This is a genomic window from Corynebacterium phoceense, assembly GCF_900092335.1.
Lineage (GTDB): Bacteria > Actinomycetota > Actinomycetes > Mycobacteriales > Mycobacteriaceae > Corynebacterium > Corynebacterium phoceense.
In genome coordinates, this window is sequence record NZ_LT596208.1 from 1,015,047 (window position 1) to 1,030,124 (window position 15,078).

The window sequence follows — 15,078 nt, forward strand, 5'->3', positions numbered from 1 at the left end:
TCTAGCCCACCGATCCTTCCATCTGCAGTTCAATAAGGCGGTTGAGCTCGAGGGCGTATTCCATCGGGAGCTCCTTGGCAATCGGCTCGACGAAGCCGCGGACGATCATCGCCATGGCTTCCTCTTCCTCGAGGCCGCGGGACATGAGGTAGAACAGCTGCTCCTCAGAGACCTGGGAGACCGTTGCCTCGTGGCCGAGCGTGACGTACTCGTTGCGGATGTCGTTGTACGGGTACGTGTCCGAACGCGAGGTGTTATCCACGAGCAGGGCGTCACACTCGACGTTGGCCGTGGAGTGGTACGCGTTCGTGTTGACCTGGACCAGGCCGCGGTAGGCGGCGCGGCCACCGTTGCGGGCCACGGACTTAGAAATGATGTTGGACGACGTGCGCGGTGCCATGTGAACCATCTTGGAGCCGGTGTCTTGCACCTGGCCTTCACCTGCGAACGCCAGGGAGAGGACTTCGCCTTTGGCGTGCTCGCCGGTCATCCACACGGACGGGTACTTCATGGTGACCTTGGAGCCGATGTTGCCGTCGACCCATTCCATGGTGCCGCCCTCTTCGACCTTGGCGCGCTGGGTCACGAGGTTGTAGACGTTGGTGGACCAGTTCTGAATGGTGGTGTAGCGGCAGCGTCCGCCCTTCTTCACCACGATCTCGATGACACCGGTGTGCAGGGAGTCCGAGTTATAAATCGGGGCGGTGCAGCCCTCGATGTAGTGCACGTACGCGTCCTCTTCGACGATGATGAGGGTGCGCTCAAACTGACCCATGTTTTCGGTGTTGATGCGGAAGTAGGCCTGGAGCGGGATGTCCACGTGCACGCCCTTGGGGACGTAGACGAAGGAGCCGCCGGACCAGCAGGCGTTGTTCAGGGCGGAGAACTTGTTGTCGCCGGCCGGGATAACGGTGCCGAAGTACTCTTGGAGGATTTCCGGGTACTCGCGCACGGCGGTATCGGTATCGACGAAGATAACGCCCTGGGCCTCAAGATCCTCGCGGATCTTGTGGTAGACAACCTCGGACTCGTACTGTGCGGCGACGCCGGAGACGAGACGCTTCTTTTCTGCGTCCGGAATACCCAGCTTGTCGTAGGTTTCCTTAATGTCAGACGGGAGATCGTCCCAGGTCTGCGCCTGCTTCTCGGTGGAGCGAACGAAGTACTTAATGTTGTCGAAGTCGATGTCCGAAAGATCGGGGCCCCAGGTCGGGACCGGCTTCTTGTTAAAGATGCGCAGCGCCTTGAGACGGGACTCCAGCATCCATTCCGGCTCGTTCTTCTTCGCCGAGATGTCACGGACGACGTCTTCGCTCAGGCCGCGGTGTGCAGCCTGGCCAGCCTCGTCCGAGTCATGCCAGCCGTAGTCGTAACCACCGATGGAGGAGATGATCTCGTCATCACTCATCTTGGTTTCAAGCCCCGGTGCCGGTTGTGTTTGAGTCACAGCCCGCTCCTTTCACTTACTTTTTATCGATTACTGTCAGGGGGATATTTACGGGGATATTCGTGGTGCAGATGCCGTGACCGTCCGCAATAGAGGCCAAGGGCTGCACGTGTGTGCCTAATAGGGCGGAAAAGACTTCCTGCTCCGCCTCGCACAGCTCCGGGTGCTCCGCCGCGACGTGCACGACCGGGCAATGGTGCTGGCAGATCTGGATGCCGTGACCCGCGTTCGTCACCGTCGCGGCATAACCGTGGGCATCGAGCGCCTCGGCCAGCTTGCGGGCGGTGTCTTCCACGTCCTCGCCGGCGTCCGTCAACGGAGCGACGTCGTCGAGAAGACGCTGGAAGCGCGCCTTGGCGAAGAGCTTGACGGCCTCGGGTCCGCCCACGGCGCGCAGCGCGTCGAGGGCATCGGAAGCCAGCTCATCGTAGGCGTGGCCGAAATGGGCACGGCCCTGATCCGTGAGGCGGAAGTGTTTGGCCGGACGTCCACGCCCACCGGACCCGAGCTTGCCGGGGCGATGGACGATTTCGGTAAGGCCGTCTTCCACCAGAATGTCTAGATGCCGGCGCACGCCGGCGGCGGAAAGCCCAAGCTTCTTTCCCAGGTGGGATGCCGTCACAGGACCGTCTTTGAGCATGAGAAGCATAATCTGGCGGCGGGTGTCCCCCTCCGTCGACCGGGTTTCTTTCTGCACGTCTGCCTCGCGGGACGGCTGCGCGTGTTTCTTTTCTGCGCGTGCGGTGCGCGTGGAGCGCGTGCCGCGCGTAGCAGTTGTCTTCGAGGCGTTGCTGCTCGCCGAAACGGAGCGGGTCATCTCCTCGTCCACCTCCTGCTGGTTGTGGCGCCGTGTAGCGCGGCGCCGACATGAATAGAGAATCCTCATTCTGAGAAGTCCAAAGGGGCTTTACGCCTTTAGACAACACTAGTGTTCCCTAATTCATTCCCAAATGCCACCAGGGCTGCTCGACGGCGTGTCGTTGGTGCCCCCATTCCCCGTGTCGACCGGTATTCGGGCCCAAGTCGGCCTGCCCGCTAAAGTAGGGCGGGTGAAGGAGAACAACGCGGACCACGCGAGCACGACGGATACGTCGGCCCTGCGCGACGCTCTTCCGCGCCTCGGCGCCCCGGGCTCGCGTTCGGCGCTGCTCCATGCAGACGGCGCCACCGGAACCGAGTCTGACGCGCGCTTCGACCTCCTGCCTGTCGATGCCCCCGTGACGGAGCGCTCCACCATCAATCAGCTGCGCCGCTTCTTTGCGCTGCGCTGGATGGGTACGGCAGGCTCCCTGCTCATTGCATTCGGCGGCCTGGGTGCCGGCGCTTTGCCCGTGGTGGGCAATCCGTACGATAACGTGCCCTCGGGCGCGCTCATGTCGCGGCTGTTGCAGAGTTCCTCGGCGCTCGTCTTCGTCGGGATCGGCCTGCTCGTCGTGGCATGGGTAGGCATGGCGCCGTTTGTAGGCCACCGGATCCATCTGCCGCGCTACCGCTGGCGCGCGAGCGAGAAGGACCCGCGGGGTTGGTACCTCGTGCGTCCCGCCACGCCGCGCCGTGTACAACGGCTCGTCACCGAAGGTCAGATGTGGCGCACGTGGGCCGGCTGGGTCGTCCCGCTCATTTTCACTGCACCGTTGTTTACACAGGACATTTACTCGTACCTCGCCAACGGGTCCATCGTTCACCAGGGGCTCGACCCATACGCAGGCGGTCCGGTGGAGATCCTGGGCGCGGATAACCGGCTCGCGCGCTCTGTGCCCTTCATCTGGGCCAACTCTCCCTCGCCCTATGGGCCGGTCTCGCTCGGGCTCGCGGCTGCCATCAGCGTACTCACCCACGACTCGATTATGGCCGGGGTCATCGCGCACCGCCTCCTCTCGCTTGCAGGCATCGTCGCCGCGGGCTGGGCCACGGGACGCCTCGCCCGCCGCTGCCGCGTCTCCCCCGCCGCCGCCCTCTGGCTCGGCGTCCTCAATCCGCTCGCCATCCTCCATCTCGTGGGCGGCATCCACAACGAGTCCATCCTCTTGGGCCTCGTCCTCGTAGGCGTCGAGCTGGCGTTACGGGGCATCGATAAGCTGGGCCGCCTGGGTGACTGGCGCTGGCTGGGCTGGCTTATCGCCTCGGGCGTGCTCATAAGCTGCGCGGGCATGGTCAAGGTCACCGGTTTTATTGGGCTCGGTTTTACGGGCATGGCGCTTGCGCGCTGCCTCGCCCTGCGCCGCGGCTACTCGACGGCCCGGGCACTCGCGACCGCGGTCGCGGTCCAGGTCGTGACCCTGGCTGCATCCATTCTCGCGGTCTCGGCCATCACGGGGATCGGCCTCGGCTGGGTCACCGGTCAAGGTGGCGCTGCGACCATTCGTTCCTGGATTTCCATCTCCACGGACATCGGCGTCATCACCGGCTTCCTGGGCATGCTCCTGGGCCTGGGCGACCACACGGACGCCATCCTGTCTGTCACGCGCGCGGCCGGCGTGTTGCTCGCTGGCGCGTTTATGCTCCGCATGCTCTGGGCCACGTACCGCGGCGCCATCCATCCCGTGGGCGGCCTTGGCGTGGCCACCGCCGTCCTCGTCGCACTCTTTCCCGTCGTGCACCCCTGGTACATCCTGTGGGCTGTCTTTCCCCTGGCAGCGTGGGCAAACCGCCATTTCTTTCGCACCATCGTCGTGGCGTATTCGGTGCCCATGAGCTTCTTCGTGCTGCCCCGCGGCTTGGGCCTGCCGCCGGGCACGGTGCTCGTCATCTACCTTGCAGCGCTGGGCGCCTTCGCGGTTGTTGCTGGGACATGGGCGCTTCTTTTGCGTCGCGCGGGGCTTCATGACTTAGACTGAGTGTCCGTGAATACAACTTTTGACGGACACGAGGCAGCGCTCGTCGTCGACTCTGTGGTCAAGGCTTTCGGCGCCACCCGCGCCGTCGACGGCCTGAGCTTCCACGTGAGCCGCGGCGAGCTGCTGTGCTTCCTCGGTCCCAATGGCGCCGGCAAGACGACGACCATCGAAATGTGCGAGGGCTTTGCCGCCCCCACCTCGGGCTCCATCCGCGTGCTGGGCCTTGACCCAGCGACGAATCCGGACGGCGTCCGCGAGCGCATCGGCATCATGCTTCAAGGCGGCGGCTCCTACTCCGGCATTCGCGTCCGCGAGATGCTTGAACTTACCGCGCGCTACTCCCGCAACCCGCTTGACCCAGACTGGCTCATCGAGGTTCTCGGGCTCGAAGGCGTGGCGAAGAATACCTACCGGCGCCTCTCCGGCGGCCAGCAGCAGCGCCTCTCACTCGCGCTCGCGCTCATCGGCCGCCCCGAGCTCGTCTTTCTCGACGAGCCCACCGCCGGCATGGACGCGCAGTCGCGCCTCGCGGTGTGGGAACTCATTCGCGCTCTCAAGCGCGACGGCGTGACCGTCGTACTCACCACCCACCTCATGGACGAGGCCGAGGCCCTCGCGGACCGCGTCATCATCATCGACCATGGCCGCAAGGTCGCTGAGGGTACCCCCGCGGAGCTCATGGACGACAACCGCGGCGCGCAGCTCACCTTTGAGACCGATTGCGAGGTTGACCTCGCCGCACTTCCAGTCAAGGCCGTCGCGCAGCGCCCCTTGCACTACGCGCTTGCCGATGCCCCCACTCCTGCCACCATCGCCGCCCTCACCGCCGCACTCGCCGACCAGGGCGTGCTCCTGCGCCGCCTCGACGCGGCACACGCAACGCTCGAGGACGTCTTCCTCGAACTCACCGGCCGCGAACTGCGCAGCTAACTCACGTTCAAGTTTTGGAGACACCATGACGACATATCAACCCGGCACCTTCACGCCAGCGCCCCAGCGCGCCGGCGTGGGCGCCATCCTCAAGGCGCAGGGCGCCATCGAGTCGAAACTCTTGCTGCGCCACGGTGAGCAACAGCTGCTCAGCATCGTCATCCCCATCATGCTGCTCATCGGCGGCGCGCGTCTCGGCGACGCTGTCTCGCTGCCCGGCAGCGCCCAGGCCAACGGACTCGACGAGCTCTTCCCCATGGTCCTCGCCGTCGCGGCGACCTCGGCGGGCTTTACGGGCCAGGCCATCTCGCTCGCCTTCGACCGCCGCTACGGCGCGCTCAAGCGCACCGGCGCCTCGGGCGTGCCCGCGTGGGCCATCATCGGCGGCAAGATCATCGGCGTGGCCTCGATGGTCCTTGTCCAAGTGGTCGTGCTGGGCCTGACGGCTTATCTCGTGGGCTTTCGCACCTCACCGGGCGGCGTGCTGCTCGCGGCCGTCACGCTCGTCTTCGGCGTCGCGGCGTTTACCGCGCTCGGCCTCATCCTAGGCGGCACGATGTCGAGCGAGTTCGTCCTCGCTCTCGCCAACCTCGTCTGGTTCCTGCTGCTCGGCGTCGTGGGCTGGGCCATGTACTCTACGGGCCTGGGCCACAACGGCGTATTCACGCTCGTGCCCACGGTGGCACTCGCCGGCGGGCTCACTGACGCCTTCCGCGGCGAGATTCCACTCTTCCAGATCCTCGTCCTCGTGGGTTGGGCGGTCGCCGCGTCGGCTATCGCGGTGAAATGGTTCCGGTTCGACGGCTAAAACCTGCTGAATGTGACTTTTATCTTGAATAGGTCCGGTACGGCCCTAATTGTTACGGGAAGTTCCGTGAAGAAAGGTAACCTCAAGAATCGTGAACATCTCTGAACGTATTCGTCTCTTCTTCCGCGAGGCCGTGCCCACCTTGCACCAGCAGCGCGTTATCGCGATGATCCTGCTGCTGTGCCAGGGCGGGATCACAGTGAGCGGTTCCATCGTCCGCGTCACCGGATCCGGCCTGGGCTGCGATACGTGGCCCAATTGCCAACAAGGCTCTCTCGTGCCCGTGCAGGGCGCGGCGCCTGCCATTCACCAGGCCATCGAGTTCGGCAACCGCCTCCTCACCTTCGTCGACGCCGCGGCCGCTGCCGCCGCTGTCATCGCCATGTACATGGCCTGCCGCCGCACCGAGCTCAAGGTCTACGCCTGGCTCAACGTAGCCGGTATCGTGCTGCAAGCGATCATCGGTGGCATCTCCGTCCACCTCGACCTGCGTTGGTGGGCCGTGGCGCTCCACTTCCTGCCGTCCATGGTCCTCGTCTGGCTCGCCGCGATGCTCTACAACCGTATCCTCCAGCCGGATGACGGCACCCCGGAGCACACCTTCCCGCAGTTCATCCGCTCGCTGGCCGTCGTGGCCACCGTTGCACTGTCCGTCGTCCTCATCACGGGCACGATGGTCACCGGCTCGGGCGTCCACTCCGGCGACGACGGCGTGGGCATGGAAGGCCGCCTCGAGGTCGACACCGAGTGGATGGCACTCACGCACGCGTTCTGCATGTACATCTACCTCATTCTCACCGTGGTCACCGTCATCATGCTCTACCGCCACCGCGCACCGCAGGTGGCGAAGAAGGCGGGCCTGGTGCTCATCCTGGCGATTGTGATTCAGTGGGCCATCGGCGTCATTCAGTTCCGCCTCGGCATTCCGCGGTGGACCGTCCCCGTCCACATCGCCATGTCGTCTGTGGTCACTGCCTTTACCGCACTGCTGTGGTCGAACGGCATGATCCGCTCCTACGGCACGCTGGATCTCATCACCGGCTCACCGCGCGGTGACGAAAAGTATGCCCTGCGCCGCGAATCTCTAGCGGCACGTGTCTAGGGTTCGGTAGCCTAAGTAGCATGTTTGCTATTCAGGTTTCCCGCCCCGGCGGCCCAGAAGTCCTCGAGTACGTCGAGGTCAACGCCCCCACTCCCACCGACGATCAGGTCTTGGTCGCCGTGGACGTGGCGGGCGTTAACTATATCGACACCTACTATCGCGAGGGCATTTATCACGCGAAGACCCCCTTCGTCCCCGGGTTTGAGGGCACCGGCCGTGTGCTCAAAGACCCGCGCGGCGAGATTGCCGAGGGCACCAAGGTGGCCTGGGACCAGTCCTTCGGCTCCTACGCGGAGCAGGTCTGCGTCGACCGCAACCGCCTCGTCGCCGTGCCCGATGATTTCTCCGACGAGGTTGCAGCCTCCATGCTCCTCCAGGGCATCACGGCACACTACCTCACGCACGGCGTCTACCAGCTCGGTGAGGGCGCGTCCTGCCTCATCACCGCCGGCGCCGGCGGCGTAGGCCTCATCGCCACCCAGATGGCCAAGACGCTCGGCGCGACCGTCTACACGGTCGTCTCCTCCGACGAGAAGGAGCAGCTGTCCTACGACGCTGGCGCCGACCATGTCTTCCGCTACTCCGAGGGCCTGGCCGAGGAAGTCCGCCGCTTCAACGGCGGCCGCGGCGTCGACGTTGTCTACGACGGCGTGGGTAAGGACACCTTCCAGGAATCCCTCGAGGTCGTTCGCCCTCGCGGCACGGTCTGTCTCTTCGGCGCTGCATCTGGCCCCGTCCCGCCGGTCGACCCGCAGGTGCTCAACACGCACGGCTCTATCTTCCTCACCCGCCCGTCCATCGGCGCGTGGACGTCCCAGGAAGGTGAGTTCCAGATGCGCGCCCAGGCCGTCGTCCAAGCGGTCGCCGACGGTCACCTCTCGTTCCGAGTCGCAGCGAGCTACCCACTCAAGGACGCAGCCCAGGCGCACCGCGACCTCCAGGACCGCAAGACCACCGGCTCCATCGTCCTGCGCGTCCACGACTAAGCATCGACAACCCAGAAGGGATCCGCCAGACGGGTTCTAGCCAGTTCCAATACTCGCTCGATACCCTCTGCGGATCCCTTTTTTGTGCGGAAGCCCCTAGAAGAGCACCGCCGACCAGCCGAGCATGCGGCCGATGGGCTCCCAGCCCACCACGGCGTCGATGGACAAGCCAATGAAGAGCACGGACAGGTAATTGTTCGAGTAGATGAACAAGCGCATGGGCTTGACCTTCTCGCCCTTCTTCACGCCTTGGTGCAGGCGCACGGCCATCCACAGGAAGACCGCGCCCGAGAGAATCGAAGCGACCAGGTAAATCCAGCTTGCCGCCGGAATGATGAGGAAGGACACGATGAGCGTGCCAATCGTATACCAGATGATTTGGCGGGTGACGACGACCTCGGGGGCGACCACGGGGAGCATCGGCACGCCCGCCGCCTTGTAGTCCTCGCGGTACTTCATGGCCAAGGCCCACGTGTGCGGCGGGGTCCAGAAAAAGATGATGAGGAAGAGCACGATGGCCTGCCACCAGCGGTCGGGCTCGGCGTCGGGCGCGTTATCGCGGATGACGGCCCAACCGACCATGGCGGGCATGCAGCCGGCGAGGCCGCCCCACACGATGTTCTGGCTGTTGCGCATCTTCAAAAACTTCGTGTACACGATGGCATAGAAAAAGTTCGTGAGGATGACGAAGAAGGCCGCGAGCCACGAGTGAGCGAGCACGCCCAGCCACAGCACGGACAGCGCCAGCATGATCCACGCGAAGATGGCGGCGTTGCGGCGCGTCACGGTGTGGCGGACTAGGGGACGTGCGCGGGTGCGCTGCATCTTCTGGTCGAGCTCGAACTCAAGCACGTTGTTAAAGGTGTGCGCGGCGGCCGCGCCCATCCAGCCGCCGAAGATGGTGGACACGATGAGCCACAGGTTGTCGGCTACGGCGTCGACGCCGCGCTGCGCCTGGAGCATGGCCGGGATGGCGGCGACGAGAAGGAGCTCGATGATCCTCGGCTTCGTCAGCGCAATATAGGCCTTGATTGTCTCCAAGGGATAGCCCTCCAGCTTTCCAATTCGCATGTGTATCCAGCGCCGCGGCCTGTACCCCGGCGGGAAGGTGCGCAGCCCCACAAGGCGCGCATTCTAAGTAGTCGCATGTACTTATTCAAAAGTTCCCGTGGTCCGCGCGCTGATTTTCTACAGGTTGCCTCCGCAGGTCGGCCAGCGCGCAGCGCGAAAGGTGCGCCAACAGCACCCCACAGACTACCGGTAAGTGGGCAGAGATCCCGAATCTGGCGTGCGGAGGAATTATTGGTGGGGGTAAGCGGCGTGGCCGTCTACACTAAAAGGGGTCAGTTAATAGATATGTATACGAGAAGAGTGAGTGAGGTTTAAAGACTCTTATGTCGACGTCCCCCTCGAATTCCACCGCCCCAGCGCTGACCCCAGAGCTGGAAGCCAAGACGGTCCGCAACTATCCCGCCGACTGGAGCGATCTGGACACCAAGGCGATCGACACCGTGCGCGTGCTCGCTGCCGATGCCGTCCAGAACTGCGGCTCCGGCCACCCCGGCACCGCCATGTCCCTGGCTCCCCTGGCGTACACGCTCTACCAGCGTGTCCTTAACCACGATCCGAAGGACCCCGAGTGGGCTGGCCGCGACCGCTTCGTGCTGTCGGTCGGGCACTCCTCGCTCACCCAGTACATTCAGCTCTTCCTCGGCGGCTTCGGTCTCGAAATGGACGACCTTAGGGCACTGCGCACATGGGGCTCGCTCACGCCGGGCCACCCGGAGGTCCACCACACCAAGGGCGTCGAAATCACCACGGGCCCGCTGGGCCAGGGCCTCGCGTCGTCTGTGGGTATGGCGATGGCCGCCCGCAAGGAGCGCGGTCTATTCGACCCGGAGGCTCCCGCCGGCGAGTCCCCGTTCGACCACTTCATCTACACCATCTGCTCCGACGGCGATGTCCAGGAGGGCGTAACCTCTGAGGCCTCCTCGCTGGCTGGCACGCAGAAGCTGGGCAACCTCATCGTCTTCTGGGACGACAACAACATCTCTATCGAGGACGACACCAACGTCGCCTTCCAGGAAGACACCGCGGCCCGCTACGAGGCCTACGGTTGGCACGTCCAGACCGTCGAGTCCGGTGAGGACGTCGTGGCCATCCTCGAGGCCGTGAAGAACGCCCAGGCGGAGTCCGAACGTCCGTCTTTCATTCGCGTAAAGACCGTCATCGGCTACCCGGCCCCGAACAAGATGAACACCGGTGGCGTCCACGGCGCTGCCCTGGGTGACGACGAGGTCGCCGCTGTCAAGGATGTCCTCGGCTTCGATCCCGAGCAGTCCTTCTTCATCGAGGACGAGGTCCTCGCGCACACGCGTAAGCTCACCGAGCGCGGCGCCGCCACCCACGCCGAGTGGCAGAAGAAGTTCGACGCGTGGGCTACGGCCAACCCAGACAACAAGGCGCTCTTCGACCGCATGACCGCCCGTGAGCTGCCGGCCGACTTCGACGCGGAGCTGCCCGTGTGGCAGGCCGGTGAAAAGCTCGCCACCCGCAAGGCCTCCGAGGCCGCCATCCAGGCGCTCGCTGCCAAGGTTCCGGAGATGTGGGGCGGCTCCGCCGACCTCGCTGGCTCTAACAACACGGTCATCAAGGGCGCGGATTCCTTCGGTCCGGACTCCATCACGACCACTACATGGACCGCGTCGCCTACCGGCCGCAACCTCCACTTCGGCATTCGTGAGCACGGCATGTCCGCCATCATGAATGGCATCGCCCTGCACGGCAATACTCGCGTCTACGGCGGCACGTTCCTCATCTTCTCCGAGTACATGTACCCCGCCGTCCGCCTGGGCGCGCTCATGTCCACGGATACCTACTACGTGTGGACGCACGACTCCATCGGCCTCGGCGAGGACGGCCCGACCCACCAGCCGGTCGAGACCCTCGCTGCCCTGCGCGCCATCCCGAACCTCTCCGTCATCCGCCCGGCCGACGCGAACGAGACCGCCCAGGCCTGGGCCGCCGCGTTCGAGTACAAGGCCGCTCCGAAGGGTCTCGCGCTCTCTCGCCAGGGCCTGCCGGTGCTTGAGGGCACCGCAGAGAAGGCTCACGACGGCGTCCGCCGCGGCGCCTATGTCTTGGTGGAGGGCTCCAAGGAGACCCCGGACGTCATCCTCATCGCCACCGGCTCCGAGGTGCAGCTCGCCGTCGAGGCCGCACAGACCCTCGAGGAGGCCGGCACCGCCACCCGCGTCGTCTCCGCGCCGTGCCTCGAGTGGTTCGACGAGCAGGACGAGGCCTACCGCGAGTCCGTCCTCCCGTCCGCCGTTCGCGCCCGCGTCTCCATCGAGGCCGCCGTCGCCATGCCGTGGTTCAAGTACACCGGCGCCTTCGGCCGCAACGTCTCCCTCGAGCACTTCGGCGCTTCCGCCCCGGCCGAGGAACTCTTCGAGAAGTTCGGCTTTACTGCCGATGCCGTCGTTACGGCCGCCCAGGAGTCCCTGGCCGCCGCAGCCAAGGCCTAAATTTTGCACCTACGCGCAAAGGAGTTTTGTTGAGTATGAGCAACTACATTGACACGCTGCACACCCTGGGCACCTCCACGTGGCTCGATGACCTCTCCCGAGATCGCCTCCAGTCAGGCAACCTGCAGGAGATCATCGACACGAAGTCCATCGTCGGCGTGACTACCAACCCGGCCATCTTCGCTGCGGCGATGGGCCAGGGCACGGCCTATGACGAGGACATCGCCAAGCTCAAGGCGGAAGGCGCGTCCGTGGACGAGGCCGTCTACTCGCTCGCCATCGACGACGTCCGCGCTGCGTGCGACGTCTTCGCGCCCATTTACGAGGCCTCTGGTCACAAGGACGGCCGCGTGTCCATCGAGGTCGACCCGCGCATTTCTGACGATGCCGCCGCGACCATCGCCCAGGCCCGCGAGCTGTGGGCCAAGGTCGACCGCCCCAACCTCATGATCAAGATCCCGGCGACGGACGGCTCCTTGCCGGCCATCTCGGACGCGCTGGCCGAGGGCATGTCGGTCAACGTCACGCTGATCTTCTCCGTGGCGCGCTACCGCCAGGTCATCGCCGCGTTCAAGGAGGGCATCCGCCGCGCCGCCGAGGCTGGCGTTGACGTGCGCACCATCCACTCCGTGGCCTCCTTCTTCGTCTCCCGCGTCGACACCGAGGTCGACAAGCGCCTCGAGGCGATCGGCTCTGAAGAAGCACTCGCACTGCGCGGCCTCGCCGGCGTGGCGAACGCACACCTCGCTTACGGCCTCTTCGTCGACGAGTTTGCGAACGCCACGGATCTGCCGGAGGGCACCAACGTCCAGCGTCCGCTGTGGGCGTCGACCGGTGTGAAGAACCCGGAGTACCCCGCCACGCTTTATGTCTCCGAGCTCGCTGGTCCCAACACGGTCAACACTATGCCGGAAAAGACCATCGACGCCGTTCTCGATTTGGGCAACCTGCACGGTGACACACTCACCGGCACCGCTGCCGCGGCCCAGGAGACCTTCGACAAGCTCGCTGCCGTCGGCATCGATTTCGACGATGTTTTCGCCGTCCTCGAACGTGAGGGTGTAGAGAAGTTCGTCGCCGCCTGGAACGAGCTGCTCGAGTCCATGAGCGCCCGCCTCTAGTCGCCGCCACGCGCGCTATTTACGGCCGACACCGCCTCACCGCGGTGCCGGCCTTTTCACGTTGTGGGCACCGTGGAGCCGCCGCGCGCCCCACGCTGTTCCTCTTGAGCGCCGTGAGGGGTTAGACTAACTGTCGTTCTTAGTGGCTGCCGCGATCCTCGCGGCACCCTCACTGTGGTGAAAGGAAGCATCTGCCCCGTGACTGCCCCACGACCCTGGGTCAATCCCCTGCGCGACGCCAACGACAAGCGCCTACCGCGCATTGCGGGCCCCTCCGGCATGGTCATCTTCGGCGTAACCGGCGACCTCGCCTACAAGAAACTCCTTCCCGCTATCTATGACCTGGCGAACCGCGGCCTGCTTCCTGCTGGTTTCACGCTCGTGGGCTTCGGCCGCCGCCAGTGGTCGAAGCAGGATTTCTGCGACTACGTGCGCGGCGCCGTAGAAAAGGGCGCACGCACCACCTTCAGCGAAAACGTGTGGACGCACTTGGCCGAAGGTATCGAATTCGTCACTGGTAGCTTCGACGACGCCGGCTTCGATCTCCTCCGCGACCGCCTTGCCGAGCTCGACGTCGCCCGCGGTACCGGCAGCAACTGGGCCTATTACCTGTCGGTCCCGCCGGACTTCTTCTCCACAATCTGCCACCAGATGCAGCGCGTCGGCATGGCCACGCCCGCCGAGGGCACGGACGCCTGGCGCCGCGTCATCATCGAAAAGCCCTTCGGCCACGATCAAGAGTCGGCACGCAAACTCAACGCCATCGTCAACGCCGTCTTCCCCGAGTCCTCGGTCTTCCGTATCGACCACTATCTCGGCAAGGAAACGGTGCAAAACATCCTGGCCCTGCGTTTCGCCAACCAGATCTTCGAGCCGATGTGGAACGCCCACTACATCGACCACGTCCAGATCACCATGGCCGAGGACATCGGCTTGGGCGGCCGTGCAGGCTACTACGACGGCATCGGCGCCGCCCGCGACGTCATCCAGAACCATCTCCTCCAATTGCTCGCGCTCGTCGCCATGGAAGAGCCCTCTTCCTTCGAGCCCGCCGCGCTTCAGGCCGAGAAGATCAAGGTTCTGCGCGCCACGAAGCCCGAGTACCCGCTCAATAAGACGACCGCCCGCGGCCAATACGCCGCCGGTTGGCAAGGCTCCGAGTATGTCCAAGGCCTGCGCGAGGAAGAGGGCTTCGACCCACACTCCTCCACGGAGACCTATGCCGCGTGCACGCTCTCGGTGAACTCCCGCCGCTGGGCCGGCGTGCCGTTCTACCTGCGCACGGGCAAGCGCCTGGGCCGCCGCGTCACCGAGATCGCCCTCGTGTTCAAGCACGCGCCCTACCAGCCCTTCGGCGAAGGCCAAACCGAGGCCCTCGGCCAAAACGCCGTCGTCATCCGTGTCCAGCCGGACGAGGGCGTGACCATGCGTTTCGGTTCCAAGGTCCCCGGCTCCACGATGGAGGTCCGTGACGTCAACATGGACTTCGCCTACGCCGAGGCCTTCACGGAGGAATCCCCCGAAGCCTATGAGCGCCTCATCCTCGACGCCCTGCTCGATGAGTCCTCGCTGTTCCCCACGAACGCCGAGGTCGAGCTGTCCTGGTCCATCCTCGACCCCATCCTCAACTACTGGGCCGAGGCCGGACAGCCGGAGGACTACCCCGCAGGCACGTGGGGCCCGCGCTCNCGGCGCCTCCGAGATGGTCGTCATGCGCCTCCACGGCTCGCTGGCAGACCAGGCCGAGGCCGTCATCACGCCGCTGCTGCTTCCCGATACCCCCATCGTCGCCTGGTGGCCCAGCCAGTTCCCCGAGGCCCCGTCCCACCATCCCGTGGGCGCGCTCGCCCAGCGCCGCATCACCAACGTTGGCGCCGCCGAGTACAACGTGGAGACCGTCTACCTGCGCCTGCAGCAACTCTCACGCGGCTACGCCCCCGGCGATTCGGACATGACGTGGGCCTCGCTCACCCTCTGGCGCGGCATCGTCGCTTCCGCGCTTGACCGCCACCCGCACGAGCCCGTNGCACGTGGGGCCCGCGCTCGGCCGACCGCATGCTCGCGCGCCGTGGCCACGCCTGGCGCCGCCCCTAACCACCAGCTCGAGTCGTTCTCCACAGACCAGAAGGGTTTACTTCCAGCATGATTATCCCGCTGCCGCACACGAGCACCCGCGAAATTGCCTCGAAGCTCGTCGAGGCCCAGGAGCACTACACGCTCACCACGGGCCGCGTGCTCACGCTCATCGTCGTGGCTGATGTCGCGGACGATATCGAAGCGATTCTTGCCTCGGTGCGCGACGCCTCGCACGAGCACCCCT

General features: G+C 65.1%; 11 protein-coding genes and 2 pseudogenes. 10 read left to right on the top strand and 3 right to left on the bottom strand.

Annotated features, from left to right (window positions below; translation table 11 throughout):
• Position 1 precedes the first annotated feature (1 nt).
• Entirely contained in the window at positions 2-1,408 is a 1,407-nt protein-coding gene (sufB, locus tag BN9444_RS08890; protein WP_141629215.1) for a Fe-S cluster assembly protein SufB, read from the bottom strand.
• A 55-nt stretch (positions 1,409-1,463) separates the two neighbouring features.
• Positions 1,464-2,264, bottom strand: coding sequence for a helix-turn-helix transcriptional regulator (locus BN9444_RS08895; protein WP_082723336.1), 801 nt, complete (start codon positions 2,262-2,264; stop codon positions 1,464-1,466).
• Between the two features lie 232 nt (positions 2,265-2,496).
• On the opposite strand from BN9444_RS08895, the gene mptB reads away from it, so the two are divergent.
• The 5 genes from mptB to BN9444_RS08920 all read left to right on the top strand — a co-directional run bounded on the left by mptB (position 2,497) and on the right by BN9444_RS08920 (position 8,110).
• Positions 2,497-4,284 carry a polyprenol phosphomannose-dependent alpha 1,6 mannosyltransferase MptB gene (gene mptB / locus BN9444_RS08900; RefSeq protein ID WP_066493239.1) on the top strand — a complete coding sequence of 596 codons (1,788 nt, stop codon included), beginning with the start codon at positions 2,497-2,499 and terminating at the stop codon, positions 4,282-4,284.
• A 6-nt stretch (positions 4,285-4,290) separates the two neighbouring features.
• Positions 4,291-5,214, top strand: a complete 924-nt coding sequence (locus BN9444_RS08905; RefSeq protein ID WP_068802183.1) for an ABC transporter ATP-binding protein — start codon at positions 4,291-4,293, stop codon at positions 5,212-5,214.
• A gap of 25 nt (positions 5,215-5,239) precedes the next feature.
• On the top strand, positions 5,240-6,022 hold the full coding sequence (locus BN9444_RS08910; protein WP_068801788.1) for an ABC transporter permease: 783 nt from the start codon (positions 5,240-5,242) through the stop codon (positions 6,020-6,022).
• Between the two features lie 166 nt (positions 6,023-6,188).
• Positions 6,189-7,124: a COX15/CtaA family protein gene (locus BN9444_RS08915; RefSeq protein WP_082750362.1), complete on the top strand. Its 936-nt coding sequence runs from the start codon at positions 6,189-6,191 to the stop codon at positions 7,122-7,124.
• A 20-nt stretch (positions 7,125-7,144) separates the two neighbouring features.
• A complete protein-coding gene (locus tag BN9444_RS08920; RefSeq protein ID WP_066513344.1) occupies positions 7,145-8,110 on the top strand; it encodes a quinone oxidoreductase family protein in 966 nt (321 codons plus the stop codon).
• Between the two features lie 96 nt (positions 8,111-8,206).
• Here BN9444_RS08920 and BN9444_RS08925 read toward each other — a convergent pair whose 3' ends face one another.
• Entirely contained in the window at positions 8,207-9,151 is a 945-nt protein-coding gene (locus BN9444_RS08925; RefSeq protein ID WP_066493320.1) for a heme o synthase, read from the bottom strand.
• A 353-nt stretch (positions 9,152-9,504) separates the two neighbouring features.
• Here BN9444_RS08925 and tkt point away from each other — a divergent pair, with 353 nt between their 5' ends.
• From tkt to BN9444_RS08945, 5 genes and pseudogenes are all read left to right on the top strand, one after another.
• Positions 9,505-11,637, top strand: coding sequence for a transketolase (gene tkt / locus BN9444_RS08930; protein ID WP_068801789.1), 2,133 nt, complete (start codon positions 9,505-9,507; stop codon positions 11,635-11,637).
• 35 nt (positions 11,638-11,672) lie between these two features.
• The gene (tal, locus tag BN9444_RS08935; protein WP_066493226.1) at positions 11,673-12,758 is read left to right on the top strand and encodes a transaldolase; all 1,086 of its coding nucleotides are present in this window, start codon (positions 11,673-11,675) and stop codon (positions 12,756-12,758) included.
• Between the two features lie 198 nt (positions 12,759-12,956).
• Positions 12,957-14,441, top strand: a pseudogene (gene zwf, locus BN9444_RS08940) (glucose-6-phosphate dehydrogenase); the annotation flags it as partial.
• A 28-nt stretch (positions 14,442-14,469) separates the two neighbouring features.
• A complete protein-coding gene (locus BN9444_RS13625) occupies positions 14,470-14,904 on the top strand; it encodes a glucose-6-phosphate dehydrogenase assembly protein OpcA (RefSeq protein ID WP_420888714.1) in 435 nt (144 codons plus the stop codon).
• Positions 14,901-15,078 (top strand): annotated as a pseudogene (locus BN9444_RS08945) (glucose-6-phosphate dehydrogenase assembly protein OpcA); the annotation flags it as partial. The gene BN9444_RS13625 and the pseudogene BN9444_RS08945, both read left to right, overlap by 4 nt.